The sequence below is a fragment of the Sedimentitalea todarodis genome (assembly GCF_032595355.1).
GTDB classification, from domain to species: domain Bacteria; phylum Pseudomonadota; class Alphaproteobacteria; order Rhodobacterales; family Rhodobacteraceae; genus Sedimentitalea; species Sedimentitalea todarodis.
This window is the reverse complement of the sequence record NZ_JASMWN010000012.1, coordinates 39853-54264: the sequence shown is the minus strand read 5'-3', so window position 1 is coordinate 54264 and position 14412 is coordinate 39853. Positions and strand designations below refer to the sequence as shown.

General features: G+C 59.9%; 15 protein-coding genes. 8 read left to right on the top strand and 7 right to left on the bottom strand.

All coding sequences use genetic code 11. The features are described 5' to 3' along the window. Positions 1-114: 114 nt before the first annotated feature. The gene (locus QO231_RS14910; protein ID WP_316777931.1) at positions 115-2160 is read right to left on the bottom strand and encodes an NADH:flavin oxidoreductase; all 2046 of its coding nucleotides are present in this window, start codon (positions 2158-2160) and stop codon (positions 115-117) included. A gap of 299 nt (positions 2161-2459) precedes the next feature. Here QO231_RS14910 and QO231_RS14905 point away from each other — a divergent pair, with 299 nt between their 5' ends. The 3 genes from QO231_RS14905 to QO231_RS14895 are packed head-to-tail and all read left to right on the top strand — an operon-like array spanning position 2460 to position 4420. Then, complete coding sequence (locus QO231_RS14905; protein ID WP_316777928.1) at positions 2460-2891, top strand: cupredoxin domain-containing protein; 432 nt, start codon at positions 2460-2462, stop codon at positions 2889-2891. A gap of 6 nt (positions 2892-2897) precedes the next feature. Beyond that, positions 2898-3620, top strand: a complete 723-nt coding sequence (locus QO231_RS14900; protein ID WP_316777925.1) for an ABC transporter ATP-binding protein — start codon at positions 2898-2900, stop codon at positions 3618-3620. Further along, positions 3617-4420 carry an ABC transporter permease gene (locus QO231_RS14895; protein ID WP_316777922.1) on the top strand — a complete coding sequence of 268 codons (804 nt, stop codon included), beginning with the start codon at positions 3617-3619 and terminating at the stop codon, positions 4418-4420. Before QO231_RS14900 ends, QO231_RS14895 begins: the two co-directional genes overlap by 4 nt. A gap of 63 nt (positions 4421-4483) precedes the next feature. Here QO231_RS14895 and QO231_RS14890 read toward each other — a convergent pair whose 3' ends face one another. The 3 genes from QO231_RS14890 to QO231_RS14880 form a co-directional block, all read right to left on the bottom strand. Beyond that, positions 4484-6022, bottom strand: a complete 1539-nt coding sequence (locus QO231_RS14890) for a DUF427 domain-containing protein (protein ID WP_316777919.1) — start codon at positions 6020-6022, stop codon at positions 4484-4486. A 103-nt stretch (positions 6023-6125) separates the two neighbouring features. Continuing rightward, on the bottom strand, positions 6126-6827 hold the full coding sequence (locus QO231_RS14885) for a winged helix-turn-helix domain-containing protein (RefSeq protein WP_316777917.1): 702 nt from the start codon (positions 6825-6827) through the stop codon (positions 6126-6128). Further along, complete coding sequence (locus tag QO231_RS14880; protein WP_316777914.1) at positions 6799-7089, bottom strand: hypothetical protein; 291 nt, start codon at positions 7087-7089, stop codon at positions 6799-6801. The genes QO231_RS14885 and QO231_RS14880 overlap by 29 nt, the downstream gene beginning before the upstream one ends. 174 nt (positions 7090-7263) lie before the next feature. On the opposite strand from QO231_RS14880, the gene QO231_RS14875 reads away from it, so the two are divergent. The 4 genes from QO231_RS14875 to QO231_RS14860 all read left to right on the top strand — a co-directional run bounded on the left by QO231_RS14875 (position 7264) and on the right by QO231_RS14860 (position 11220). Beyond that, on the top strand, positions 7264-7722 hold the full coding sequence (locus QO231_RS14875) for a hypothetical protein (RefSeq protein ID WP_316777911.1): 459 nt from the start codon (positions 7264-7266) through the stop codon (positions 7720-7722). 109 nt (positions 7723-7831) lie between these two features. Continuing rightward, positions 7832-8464 (top strand): ribonuclease HII, encoded by a 633-nt coding sequence (locus QO231_RS14870; RefSeq protein ID WP_316777908.1) that lies wholly within the window; start codon positions 7832-7834, stop codon positions 8462-8464. Between the two features lie 89 nt (positions 8465-8553). Beyond that, positions 8554-9657 carry a site-specific DNA-methyltransferase gene (locus tag QO231_RS14865; RefSeq protein WP_316777905.1) on the top strand — a complete coding sequence of 368 codons (1104 nt, stop codon included), beginning with the start codon at positions 8554-8556 and terminating at the stop codon, positions 9655-9657. 171 nt (positions 9658-9828) lie between these two features. Continuing rightward, complete coding sequence (locus tag QO231_RS14860) at positions 9829-11220, top strand: adenylate/guanylate cyclase domain-containing protein (protein ID WP_316777902.1); 1392 nt, start codon at positions 9829-9831, stop codon at positions 11218-11220. Positions 11221-11278: 58 nt separating this feature from the next. Here QO231_RS14860 and QO231_RS14855 read toward each other — a convergent pair whose 3' ends face one another. After that, positions 11279-12535, bottom strand: a complete 1257-nt coding sequence (locus QO231_RS14855) for a DNA polymerase IV (RefSeq protein ID WP_316777899.1) — start codon at positions 12533-12535, stop codon at positions 11279-11281. Positions 12536-12634: 99 nt separating this feature from the next. Here QO231_RS14855 and QO231_RS14850 point away from each other — a divergent pair, with 99 nt between their 5' ends. After that, positions 12635-13075 (top strand): NUDIX hydrolase, encoded by a 441-nt coding sequence (locus QO231_RS14850; RefSeq protein ID WP_316777896.1) that lies wholly within the window; start codon positions 12635-12637, stop codon positions 13073-13075. Between the two features lie 158 nt (positions 13076-13233). On the opposite strand, the gene pyrF is transcribed toward QO231_RS14850, so the two are convergent. Continuing rightward, on the bottom strand, positions 13234-13953 hold the full coding sequence (gene pyrF, locus QO231_RS14845; protein ID WP_316777893.1) for an orotidine-5'-phosphate decarboxylase: 720 nt from the start codon (positions 13951-13953) through the stop codon (positions 13234-13236). 93 nt (positions 13954-14046) lie between these two features. Beyond that, entirely contained in the window at positions 14047-14169 is a 123-nt protein-coding gene (locus QO231_RS14840) for a hypothetical protein (protein ID WP_316777890.1), read from the bottom strand. Between the last annotated feature and the right edge of the window lie 243 nt (positions 14170-14412).

Here is a 14412-nt window from a genome sequence, read left to right as displayed (position 1 = left end):
GGCCTCGGATTTTATATCGCGGGTAAAGTTATTTCTTTACTTTAATAATTTTTTGTACAGCGGGTCAATCCGGAATGGCTTTTTGTCGGGCAGCGGGCCGTCAGGACCGCGCGGCTACAAATCCTTGACCAGGCGCAACGCGTCATAGATGGCGGCGTGCGTGTTGCGTGCAGAAACCGCATCCCCGATACGGAACAGCTTGAAAGCGCCGTCGGCATTTCGGCAAACAGTCTGGGAGTTTCCCGCGATCAGGGCGTCATGGTCCACCTCGCCAAGGTTGGTGCTGCGGGGTCTGAGTTCGTGGTACAGGTCGTCCATTGGCAGTGTGCCGTAATTCACCACCACCTGATCATACTCGGCACGGTAGGTATGATCGCTGTAATCCGTGCCGATGGTCGCGGTCAGCGTGTTGCCGGATCGTTCAACACCCAGCAGGCGGCGGGTCACCGTAAAGGTGACATCCTTGTCCTGCAATGCGCGCATGTAGGGCACAAGGTTCATCGCCATGATATCCGGGGCAAAGACCCGGTCGGGTGTCATCACTTCGACCCGCGCCCCGGCATTGGCCGCGATTTCGGCAGCTTGCAGCGCTGGATGATCGCCACTCTCGTCATAGATGAGAATGTTGTTCGCCGGTTTTTGATCGCCTGCAATGAGGTCCCATGTGGTCGTGACGTGGTCCGCCTCCTTGCCGGTCTCAAAAAGCTCCGTATTGGGCAATCCGCCGGTTGCGATCAGGACGATATCGGGATTCAGCGCGACGACATCGCCGGTCTCGGCCCAGGTGCTGAAATGGAATGTCACGTTATGGGCCGCACATTGGGACATGCGCCAGTCGATGATTGAGAGCATTTCGCGGCGGCGCGGGCTTTGCGCGGCGAGGCGCAGTTGGCCGCCCGGGTCCGGCTGTGCTTCAAAAACCACGACTTCATGCCCGCGTTCGGCGGCGACGCGCGCGGCTTCAAGCCCTGCGGGCCCGGCGCCGACGATCACGATCCTGCGTGGCGTTTCGGCGGGGGAAATGGCATGTGGCATGGTTCTTTCGCGACCGGTGGCGGCGTTGTGAATACACAGCGCATCAGCCGCCTGATAAATCCGATCAAGGCAATAGGTTGCTCCGACACAGGGGCGAATGTCGTCTTCGCGCCCGGCCATGATCTTGTTGACGATGTGCGGATCTGCCATATGCGCGCGGGTCATGCCGACCATATCCAGAAGTCCCGCCGCCACCGCATGCCGGGCCGTCGCAACATCGGGTATCCGCGCGGCGTGGAATGTGGGCATCCCGGTGGCCTTTCGGACCTCGCCCGCAAAATCGAGATGCGGCGCGCTGGCCATGCCCTGTACGGGGATGACGTCGGTCAGCGCCGAGTCAGTATGGATGCGCCCGCGAATGACATTCAGGAAATCGAGTTGTCCGGTGGCCTTCAGGCGACGAGATATCTCGATACCTTCCTCTGCGGTGATGCCGCCCTTGTGTGCCTCGTCCGCAGTGTACCGGAAGCCGACGATAAACCCGTCGCCAACCCGCTTGCGGATGGCGGCGAGCACGTCGAGGGGCAATCGCATCCGCGAATCGAGCGTCTCTGCTCCATAGGGTCCGTCCAGTTCATTGGTCAGCGGAGACCAGAATTGATCGAGCAGGTGGCCATAGACCTCAAGCTCGATCCCGTCCATCCCGCCCGCCTTCATCCGCTCGGCTGCATCGGCAAAGTCAGTGATGATCCGCTCGATGTCCCAGTCTTCGATCAGCTTTGGAAAGGCGCGATGTGCCGGTTCGCGATGGCGCGAGGACGAAACAGAGGGCAGCCAATCGCCCTTGCTCCAGCCGGTGCGTCGCCCCAGATGCGTCAACTGGATCATCACGGCACAGCCATGCGCGTGGCAAGCGTCTGTCAGGTTCTGGATCCAGGGAACGACCTCGTCCTTGTAAGCCAGAATGTTGTTGAACGAGGGCGGGCTGTCCTTTGACACCACGGCAGACCCCGCCGTCATCGCCAGGGCGACACCACCTTTCGCGCGTTCTTCGTGGTAGGCGCGATAGCGATCCTTGGGCATGCCATCCTCGGGATATGCGGGTTCATGACTCGTTGTCATGATCCTGTTCTTCAAGGTGAGATGCTTGAGCTGATAGGGTTGCAACAGGGGATCTCTGGACATTGGCAGTTTCTCGCAATCTGGGTTTGACACGCCTGGACGGCAGTTCAGCTTTGCGCGCACCAAATGCGATTGGCAAGAATTTGAACGATATCTGCCAAGCGACAGCTCAGAACGCGCGAGAAGCGTCTCTGGCCCTGCGCCGCCATCTACGCCTTTGGTGGCGGTTGACCTCTCCGATGCGTGTGGAATTCTGAACGCGCGCAGACCGCACATCTGCAATGGCCCATTGGCCGGGTTTGTTTCCCCGAATAAGCTCCGGCCAATGGGCATCTCTACTTTGCCAACCGGGAGCAACACAAATGAAACGACTTCTTGCACTCGCCTGCACGGCGGCATTGCTTGGCGGGCCGGGGATGGCGCATGAATTCGGCTTTGCCGGCATCTTGTCAAAGTCCAACAAGGAAGATTTGCCTGAACTGACCCTGTCTGTCGGCAAGCCGATTGCCGCGGAGCCATTGAAACTGAAATCCGGCATGGCCTATGAAATCGAGATTGTGGCAGACGGAACCGGCGAACTGGCGCTGGAAGGTGCCGGCTTCTTTCGCGCGATCTGGGTCAACGAAGTGGTTGTGAATGGGTTGGAAATCCGCCCTTATGGCATTGACAGTCTGGAGTTCGACGAAGCCGGTACGATGGAAATCGAATTCGTCGCGATCAAACCCGGACGCTATGAACTGAAACAGCCAGGGTCCACCGGTGAAAGTCAGCGGGTCGAAATCATCATCGAATAGCACGGGATGAGCATGCTCACCGTTCACGACGTGTCCTATAGCTATGGGGCCAAGCGAGCGCTTGATCATGTGTCCTTTGATCTGACTGAAGGGCGATTTTGTGCCCTGCTCGGCCCCAACGGTGCCGGCAAATCCACTCTGTTCTCGTTGATGACCCGGCTTCTGGTGACGCGCGACGGCGCAATCTCGGTTGCGGGGCATGATCTGGCACAAAGCCCGCGCGCCGCATTGGCGCAGATCGGCGTGGTCTTTCAACAGCAGACACTCGATCTTGATATGACAGTGCTGCAAAACCTTCGCTATTTCGCGGCACTTCAGGGTCTGTCCGGGGCATCCGCACAGCGCAGCATTGATGCAGCGCTTGACCGTCTTGATATGCGGGAACGGGCGGGCGAGAAGGCGCGCGCTCTGAACGGTGGGCATCGTCGCCGGATGGAGATTGCCCGCGCCCTGATCCATGATCCCAAAGTGCTGATGTTGGACGAGCCAACCGTGGGGTTGGACACTGGCAGCCGCCAGGCGATCACCGCGCATGTGCATGATCTGGCAGACTCGGGGCTCCTGGTGTTCTGGGCGACGCATCTGGTTGACGAAATCGGCGACGACGATGATGTCGTCGTGCTGCATCAAGGGCGCGTAATGTGCCACGACAGGGCAGCCAACATTGCCGGGGACGGGCCGCTGATCGATGCGTTCATCAAGATGACTGCGCGGAAAGAACCCGCATGATGGGCTGGTTTGTCGCCCTGCGCGCGATCGTTGTTCGCGAGGCCATGCGCTTTGTCAACCAGCGCAGCCGGTTCATCGCGGCACTGGTGCGGCCTCTGGTGTGGCTGATCGTGTTTGCTGCCGGGTTCCGCGCGGCGCTGGGCCTGTCGATCATCCCGCCTTACCAGACTTACATCACCTACGAAGTCTACATTGTTCCCGGCCTATGCGGCATGATCCAACTTTTCAACGGGATGCAATCGTCCCTGTCGCTCGTCTATGACCGCGAGATGGGTTCCATGCGGCTCTTGCTGACCAGCCCGCTGCCGCGTTGGTGGTTGCTGTTCTCGAAACTGCTCGCCGGGGTCGTGGTATCGATCCTGCAGGTTTATGTCTTTCTCGCCATTGCCGCCGCCTTCGGGATCACAATGCCGCTGATGGGGTATGTCTACGCATTCCCCGCGCTGGTGATCAGCGGCCTGATGCTGGGTGCCCTGGGGTTGCTGATTTCCTCGACCATCCGACAGCTGGAAAACTTTGCCGGGGTGATGAACTTCGTGATTTTCCCGATGTTTTTCATGTCCAGCGCGCTCTACCCGCTCTGGAGAATGGCCGAAAGCTCGCCCCTATTGCGCGATATCTGTGCCGTCAACCCGTTTACCCATGCCGTCGAACTGATCCGTTTTGCCCTCTATGAGAGCCTGAACGGGATAGCATTGTTGTGGGTGGTCCTGGCTTTCGCGGTTTTCATGGGGGGCAGCCTGATCGGCTATGATCCGGCGCGGGGCATGGCGCGCAGGGGCCGGGGTCCGTCGGGTTAAGGCGTTTCGCGGAATACAACGCGTTAGGTGACACCGGATGATCCAAGCCAGTCGCGAAACGCTCTAGGCGACCTCGGGCACATCTGCGACGTAGCCATGCACCGTCTCGGACATGTTGTGAAGCCTGAGCGGACCGAGTTCCACCATGCCCTTGCACGCATCGGCAACATCTCGGGTTACGACGATACCGTGATTGTTGCACTTGGCATAGTCATTGAGACGTGACGCCAGATTGGCGGCCTGACCGATGACTGTAAAATCCAGACGTTCCCGCGAACCGACATTGCCATAGGTCACGCGACCAAAGGCGATCCCGATGGAGCATTCGTATTGATGGGCCGATGCAGGATCTTCCCGGTCGGCGGAATGATCCACGATTGCCCGCGCGGCTTCCAGAGCCTGAGAACAGGCCATTTTGGCATCGTCGCCTGCCGGGAATACCGCGAGGACCGCGTCGCCGATGAACTTGAGAACCTCGCCACCGTGATCGTGAATGATCGTCGATGTAGTTTCGAAAAACTGGTTCAGCAACGCGATATACGCGGTACGATCCAGCGTTTCGGCCAACCGGGTGGAATCGTGCAGATCGCAAAACATGATCGCGGCATCAATCTCGTCACCGTCGCCGCGCCGGATTTGCCCGCCCAGAACGCGCGCGCCGGACCGTTTGCCGACATAGGTCTCAAGCAGAGACTGCGCGTTCTCCTTCTGCATGAAGACTTCGTAGAATCGGCTGATTACGGGTGAGCATTCAAACACCAGCCCCAGATTCGCGGTACTGAACCCATCGGGATGGTCGCTTGTCAGCGTCAGAACATTCCTGCGCCCGTCAGAAAATGGCATCGGCATCGCCACATAGTCCGTCGCGCCTTTGGCCTGCAGGTCCTCGATGATCGGGAAGCTGTTGCTGGAACATTTCGCGCCGAGCTTTTGCCGGATACCGCCAAAGCCGCTTGATACATGGCGCAGCGGGCTGTTCATGTAGCTGGGGTGATCGTGGATTTCGTAGGAGGGCGCAAAGACGCTGACCTCCTTTGCGTCCTTCTCCCAGATATAGTTCTTGCCCGCGATCAGCGGGTGCAGGGACCACAGCATCACGCTCAGCCGGGAAAGATGCACCCCATGTTCACGAAGCCTGAGCGCAAGCGCGGCGGTGAAGTCTTCGGGCGTCGTGATGAAAGCGGCCTCGCGCAGCAACCAGTCGACGATCGGGCCGCCGATGTTTCCGGGGTCATCGGCGCAAAGGGTGTTTTCGCCCAGGTCCATATCGGTGACGACATCGGGCATGAAACCATAATGGCCCTGAATTGCGTGGCTTTCAGGCAGCGCCGACAGATAGGACCAGACCGCGTTCGGCAAGTGTTCGCCCGAAACCTCAAGATCACGGTAGCTTGCGGTGCCCTTGAACGGGCAAAATGTCTGTAGTTCGGTCAGTTCGCTCAGCGGGGCGGCAATATCGTTCTCGGGAAAATAGATGGCTGGGGGCAGGCGGGTCTCATACATCACCAGGGCGCTTTCGCTGCTGGCGAGTACCGTGCCGTTCCGGCTGGCGGTGACGCGACCTTTGAGCGGTTCGGTTTTGATGCGGTAGCTGTTGGTCATGCGGCATCCTGTGCTCGGGGGCTGAAAGCTAGATGGGGCCGCAGTCGCCGGTTTCCAAGGGGCATCACCCGGACCTGAAGGTACGGGGATCCGCCCGCGCGTCTCAGATCATCTGGATCACGTCCTTTTCTATGGATAGCATATAGCCACGCTTCGTGATGTTCTTGACCAACAAGGCGCTGACCATCTGGTTGCCCAGCGTATCACGTAGCCGCTTGATTCGCGTCGCACCCGCTGCCTCGTCACAATCGGCGGCCTCGCGCCCGGAAATCACAGCCTCGATCTCGGCGCCGGACAGGACGTCATCATCCAGACGTGCCTCTGCCAGTACCGCCAGCGTTTCCATCGCTGCTGCGGTCAGCTTGAAGTCGAGATTGTTCAGGTAGACCGTGTTCTCTTCGCGGCTGATCAGCAGGGAGTTCACCTGAATCCCGGTCCGTTCGATCTGTGCCATGCGCCGGTTCAAGGTGACCAGCATCACCAGGAACACCAGTGCCGCGATCAACAGCGCCGTGGCAAAGACCAGCAACACGAAAATCACCATGCGATAGCTGGCCAGCGTGTCGGAAAATGCCGTGCCGGATTGGGCAAGAATTTCCAGCAGTTTGATTTCTGCCTGCGTGGTCAGATCGTTTTCCACAAAGAGCCGTTCGACCCGCGCGTCAAAGGCATTGGCATCGGGCAGTGTAAGGAACAAAAACGCCCCGGCGATGACCAGGACGACCACAATTGTCGTGATGCCAAATGTTACGATCCGTGTGCCGGATCGGCGTGCCTCAGAAACGGAGATAGTAGGGTCCGGCATTGGCCTTCCTTTCCTCAAGCCCGTCGGGGCCGAACACCGACAGTACATTCAGCAGCGTCCAGCCGTTCTGGTCCAGCCGTGCGGTGAGTTCGGATTTGGCCGGCCCCTTGGAACAGGCACCGGACAGTTGCATGACGCCGTAATGCAGGCGGAGAGGGCTGTCCTGTTTTGCCTTATAGTCGGCAAAGCAGTCAGCGGCGCGGGCTGTTCCCGGAACGGCCAGGAGCAGGCCAAGCGCAAGAATATGAGCAAGATGTTTCATGGCGGCACGATGCGACGACGCGGGCGGATATTCAATAACCACAGGCGTTTGGCGCAGTGATATTCGATATCAACCGGCTGATATTGCCTGTCTTGCCGCTCTTGGCCGACCGTCGGGTCATCGCCTGATCATTCAGATCGGGCCAACGGACCATCACTTGAAAGGACCCGACCCATGCATCGCAAATTCATCGCCCTGATCGTTTCCACCGCCATTTGCATCACCAGCCTGTCGGCAATGCCGGCCCGCGCCGATGACAACGACACCGCCCGTGCGCTTGCTGGCTTCGCCGCCCTCGCCATCCTGGGCCTCGCCATTCACAGGGCCCGCGACAAAGATGATGCCCCGACAGTCTCCCATGTCGCGCCACCGCCGATCAATCACTCGGTTCGCCCGCGCCCGCTGCCGCAACGGGCGGCGCGCTATAATCTGCCAGGCAAATGTCTGCGCAATCACAAGCTTCACGGCGGTCCGTCGCGGCTGCTAGGTCTGCAATGCCTGCAGAGCAACTATCGCTACACGGCGCAACTGCCCCAGGCCTGCCGTTTGCGCTTTGACGGGGGCAACTTCAGCCGCACCGGCTACGAGCCCCTTTGCCTGCGCGAACGTGGTTACCGGATCGTCAACAAGTGATATCCGCGCCGCCCTAGAGAAAGAGCAGCCCGTTTCGCTGCTCTGTTTCACGGGGCGGCGCAGTGGCTTTCCGCTTGCAAAACAAGGGCGATCGGGTCAGCACATCCTCATGAGCACACCTGATGACAGTCTGGAACAGGCCGCGCGTAAGCGTGGCCACCTTCGTATCGCGGGCGTCGACGAGGTCGGGCGCGGCCCGCTCGCCGGGCCGGTCACGGCGGCGGCGGTGGTTTTGGATCTGGCGGCCGTTCCACCGGGACTGAACGATTCCAAGAAGCTCTCGGCCAAGATCCGCGCCGCGCTCGACATTGAATTGCACCGCGTTGCCGACGTCAGCATCGCCCATGCCAGCGTCGAAGAAATTGACAGGTTCAACATTCTGCGTGCCAGTCATCTCGCGATGGAGCGAGCGGTTGCCGGGCTGTCTCAGGTGCCTGATTTCCTGTTGATTGACGGCAATATGATCCCCCTTGGACTGGCCATTCCGGCAGCGGCGGTGATCAAGGGCGATGCCCGTTCGCTGTCGATTGCCGCCGCGTCGATAGTTGCCAAAATATCGCGCGATCGCATCATGGTGGATTTGGCGCAACAGCATCCGGGCTATGGCTGGGAGACCAATGCCGGATACCCGTCGAAAAGACACAGAGAGGCGCTTCAAAATCTTGGTGTCACCCCACACCATAGACGTTCCTTCAAGCCCGTATACAATATATTGTATCAAGATAAATCTATAAGCCACTGATTCAAAAAAAGAAATTGACGGCGATTCGCCTTTGACTCATCCTTGCCTCAACCACAGAGCGCACAAAGCGCCACGGACAGAGGCAGACAATGACCAAGACCGAAACCAGGGGCGCGGCGGCGCTCCCACTGAACACGATCCTGGATGGCGATTGCGTCGAGGCGATGAACAGCCTGCCTGAGGCGTCTGTTGATCTGATATTTGCCGACCCGCCCTACAACCTTCAGCTTCGCGGCGACCTTCATCGCCCGGACAACAGCCAGGTTGATGCGGTTGATGATCATTGGGATCAGTTTTCGTCCTTTGCCGCCTACGACAAGTTCACGCGTGACTGGCTCGCGGCAGCGCGCCGCATCCTGAAGCCGAATGGCGCGATCTGGGTGATCGGAAGCTATCACAACATCTTTCGCGTCGGGGCCGCATTGCAGGATGCGGGCTATTGGATCCTGAATGATGTGGTCTGGCGTAAATCCAACCCCATGCCGAATTTCCGCGGCAAACGCTTTACCAACGCGCATGAGACGATGATCTGGGCGAGCCGTGACGAGGGTGCGAAATACACGTTCAACTACGAGGCGCTGAAATCGCTGAACGAAGGCATCCAGATGCGCAGTGACTGGGTTCTGCCGATCTGTACCGGGCACGAGCGGCTCAAGGATGACAACGGCGACAAGGCGCATCCGACACAAAAGCCCGAAAGCCTGCTGCACAGGGTGCTTGTCGGATCGACCAAGCCCGGTGACGTGGTGCTTGACCCGTTCTTCGGCACCGGCACCACCGGCGCCGTGGCCAAGATGCTGGGCCGCGATTTCATCGGGATCGAACGCGAAGCCGCTTACCGCAGGGTTGCCGAGAAGCGTATTTCGAAGGTTCGCAAATTCGACCGGGAGGCCTTGCAGGTCAGCATCAGCAAACGCGCCGAACCCCGCGTTCCTTTCGGGCAGCTTGTCGAGCGAGGCATGTTGCGCCCGGGAGAAGAACTGTTTTCCATGAACAAGCGCCACAAGGTCAAGGTTCGTGCCGATGGCACCCTGATCGGGGGTGATGTGAAGGGATCGATTCATCAGGTCGGCGCGGCGCTGGAAGGCGCGCCAAGTTGCAATGGCTGGACCTATTGGTGCTTCAAACGCGATGGCAAGACGGTGCCAATCGATGTGCTGCGCCAGCAGATCAGGGCCGAAATGCAGAACTGATCCACCGAAATTCAGAGCTACCGCCGGTGCCTGTGGCCTGTCATGGGGCACCAAACTTGCCCCGCCTCACGGCGGGGCTCTTTTCGTTTGGCGATCCATCAGATCATGGTGTTACCACTTGAACCGGAAACGCTCTAGCATGGCCCGGCACCAATCGGAGTGAGTCCTGTCATGACAGCCACTGACCCAAGCCTGCCGAATTTCGGCGATGCCGATCTGCCGGCCGGCGCGACTCATGCCGAGATCGCAGCCAATCGCTTTACCGAGGCGACACTGGAGCGGCACAAGCGCGAAGGGCTCGAACTCGCGGTTCGGGCGCGTTGGGTGGCCCTTGCGGTCATCGCTGTCCTGCTGCCCATGCTGAATTTCAGTTTCGAGATGATCTACTACGAACTCTTGCTTGCGGCGCTGGCGCTTATCGGCTGGGCGCAGCGGCGGATCGGTCGTGTTGGGCGGTCGGGCAACGAACTTGTCCTGCTGTTCGTCGAACTGTCGCTGACAACGGTTGTCCTGGCTTTGCCGAACCCGCTTGATCAAAGCGGATGGCCGGCTGCGATGACCTATAGGTTTGGCGCGTTCAGCTATTTCTTTGTCATCCTCGCGGCTGGTACGCTCGCCTATTCATGGCGGACGATCATGGCCATCGGCAACTGGACGGCGGCGATGTGGCTGATTGCGCTCGGACTGGTCTGGTGGTTCGGCAAGACCGATCCCGCGCTGACCGAAGCTGCGCAGACCGCGTTTGGACAGGATCAAAAGATGGCGCAGATGCTGGACCCGAACAACATCGATTTTGGCTTGCGTGTACAGGAAATCATCCTGTTCCTCATCGTCGCCTTCACGCTGGCCCTGTCGGTGCGTCGGTTCAATCGGCTGCTTCTGGACAACGCTGTGCTTGAGCGAGAGAGAACCAACCTGTCACGATACTTTTCGCCAAACGTGGTCGAAGAACTGTCACATAACGACGACCCTCTCAAAGAGATACGAAGCCATGACGTCGCGGTTCTGTTCGTCGACATCGTCGGGTTCACCGCCTATGCCGCCACACGCTTGCCCCAACAGTTGATCGAGACCCTGCGCGCGTTTCATGCGCGGATGGAGACCGAGGTGTTCCGCCACCAGGGGACGCTGGACAAGTATCTGGGCGACGGGCTCATGGCCACCTTTGGCACGCCGATGCCGGGCGAGCGCGATGCCAGCAACGCTCTCGAATGCGCCAAACGGATGATGGAGGCGGTCGACAGGTGGAACGGCGAACGCGCGGCGCAGGGCGAGCCGCCCATTCAGGTCAGCTTTGGTCTGCACTTTGGGCCGGTCGTGTTGGGTGATGTGGGCGCGAACCGGCTTGAATTCGCGGTGGTCGGCAACACCGTCAATATTGCAAGCCGGCTCGAGGCGATGAGCCGCGAACTTTCTGTGCAATTGGTGATGAGTGAGGCGATGCATGCCCGGATTCAGGTTGAATCCGGCGTCAGCGCACCCATGCTTGCCGGGCTGAGGCAGCTTGAGGATCAGCCCATTCGGGGTATCGACGGTCGTGCACCCCTATGGGTTTCTGATTAGAGCGTTCGGCGATTCAGGTCAAACGCGAAACGGTCTCGGGCAATGCGGTCGCCAGATTTCAGCGTAGCGACCGCCCTTTCCTGATCGCGTCGGCTCCGAACTTCTCGCGGATCGCATCGGTAGCGCGTTCGGCACCGCTGCGCTGTCTCGCCCCAGGATCCAGCAGATCGCCCGACTTGTCGGCCTCGGTCTCGGGAACCAGATCGCTTAGCCCGCACCCCAAGAGCCGGAACGGGCCCTGATCCGACGCCTGATCAAACAGCGCCCGCGCGGTTCGATAGATTGTGTCGGCCATCTGTGTCGCGTCGCGCAGGGCCTGCCGGCGGGTTAGGCTGCGGTGATCGGATCGCTTCAGCTTGAGCATCACCACCCGCCCTGCAATACGCTTTGCCTTGGCGCGGTCAGACACCTTTTCGGCCATGCGCCACAGGTGGCCGTCCAGCAGGTCCGGATTGCCGGTGTCTTCAAAGAACGTCGTTTCGTTGCTGATCGATTTGACCGGTTCATGCGCGGAGACCCGGCGTCGGTCCTGTCCTCTGGCGAGGTGCCACAGCCGCTCCCCCATCGCGCCGAACCGGGCCGACAGTGCCGTGCGGTCCCACCGCAGCAAATCGGAGAACGTCCGGATCCCGGCCTTGTCGAGCGACGCCTGTGCCGCGGGGCCGATGCCCCAGATCAGGCGAACCGGTTTGTCATGCAGGAACGCAGCGGTTTCGGCCTTGCCGATCACCGAGAAGCCGCGCGGCTTGTCGAGATCCGAGGCAACCTTGGCCAGGAACTTGTTGTGCGACAAACCGATCGACCCAGTCAGCCCGATCTCGTCTTTCATGCGCTTGGTCAATCGCGCGAGCATGACGGCAGGGGGCGCGCCGTGCAGACGGGCCGTGCCGCCGAGGTCGAGGAATGCCTCGTCCAGCGACAGAGGCTGAATGGCCGGGGTCAGTTCTTCCATCATCGCGCGAATCTGGCGGCTGGCCTCTACATAGGCATTCATCCGGGGTTTGATGATCACCGCGTCCGGGCACAGTTTGAGCGCCTGAAACATCGGCATCGCCGAATGCACACCGCGTATCCGGGCGACATAGCAGGCCGTTGATACGACTCCCCGGCGGCCGCCTCCGATGATCACCGGCTTGTCCGCCAATTCGGGGTTGTCGCGTTTTTCTACCGAAGCATAGAACGCATCGCAATCCATATGGGCGATAGAAAGGTCAAAGAGTTCCGGGTGCCGCAGCATGCGTGGACCGCCGCAGCGTGCACAGCGGGTGGCGTCGCTTTGCATCTGGTGCAGGCAATCCCGGCAGAGTGATGGCATGGATGCGGTATCCGTTTCACAATTCGTTACTATATCGGTGCATGGTACAGCAGGACGCTTTCGGGCGTCAGCGCAATTTTCGGAGACAACACCCGAATCATGGAGTTTTCTGGTGCAAAGTTGGCCCTGTTTCTGGGCAATGACCTGTTGGTGATCCGCCGGGATGATCGGCCGGATATTCCTTGGCCGGATTACTGGGACCTGCCCGGTGGCGGTCGCGAAGGCGCGGAGACCGCTGCGCAATGCGCGCTGCGCGAGACCCATGAAGAGGTCGGGCTAACCTTGCAGGAGCGGGATCTGGTCTGGGCACGGCACTATGAACGACCGCTCGGGACGATGTGGTTCTTCGCGGCACACCGGCCACGGCACCTGCAGCACCAGATAATATTTGGGAACGAAGGGCAGGGGTGGAGCCTGATGCCGCCTGAAGAATACTGCGATCATCGGCTGGCCGTGCCGCATTTCGCCGCTCAACTGCGCACCTACCTGGCCGAAAGCTCAGGAAAGCAGGCGATTCATGGAAAGACCCCCCGCTGCTGAGGCGGGGGGAGGTAACGAACCACAGGAAGAAAAGGTTCGTTGGGGAGTATCCGTTGACCTAGCGTCACCCATAATCCCCAAAATTGAAAGTCAGGAATACCGGACCTGCTAAATACACCTTCAGGATGTGCTTTTGGGGGCACAGGCGGATAAATCACCTATTCCCGGTTGGGAAGGATCGCCTGTGGGCTGCCCATCTCTGCGAGGATCGCCGTTGCGGCTGCCCTTGGATCCTCGGACGTCCAGACCGGGCGGCCAACGACGATATGATCGGCTCCGTCCGCGATTGCCGTTGCCGGTGTCGCCACCCGCTTCTGATCCCCCAGTGCTGTTCCGGTCGGGCGGACGCCGGGGGTCACGATCAGCCGGCCTTCGGCCTGGGGCAATGCGCGGATTGCGGCGGCCTCCCGCGGACTCGCGATGACACCATCGGCCCCGGCGTCCAGCGCGCGCGCCGCGCGCTCGACCACCAATTCGGGAACGGCGCCTGCAACAATCATCCCGGCGTCCAGATCAGCACGGTCAAGCGAGGTCAAAATCGTCACGCCCAGAATTTTCAGATCACTGCCCGCTGCACCCTCTTTGGCGGCCCGAACCACGTGCGGGTCGCCGTGCACCGTCAGGAAATCCAGATCATATTGCGCCAGCCCGCGAACGGCGGCTTCTACCGTTGCGCCGATGTCAAACAGCTTCATGTCCAGAAAGATGCGCTTGCCATGTTCCTGTTTCAGTTCGTTGGCCAGCGCCAGCCCACCGCCGGTCAGCATCCCCAGCCCGATCTTGTAGAAGTTGACGGCATCGCCAATCTGCTGGGTCAACTCCAGGCCCTGCAAGGCAGTGGGAACGTCAAGAGCAACGATCAGGCGGTCATCGGACATGTGTACCCCGAGGCTTTGAAATCCTGAGGCTTCTAGTCCTCCTCGCGACCGCGGTAAAGTCAAAAGGATATCCACCTGAACGGCGCATCGTTGCTAGAACAACTCGGAAAATAGGGCCATCGTTACTCCGGTGGCCTTTACCATCGCGAATATGTCGCCGAGCGGGTACGTGGTGACACCCCCGATCTGCGACGCCGGGCGCTTCAGCATGTCCATCTTCAGATCATTGCATAGCCTCATGAGCGGGACCAGAGAGGTTTAACGGCCCATCTGCCGCGGCCGGGCACAGGGTGCAGATTCCGCGTCCGCTGGTACGCTTGGTCTCTGGAATTCGATTCAAAAACCGACATCAAACCTCTTGCGAAATCGCAGTTCAATTCCCAAATTTATTGCGAGGCCCAATCGATGACGTGCTGCCTGGCAGGCGTCGCACACACGGGCGCTTTGAAAAGGAGAGAA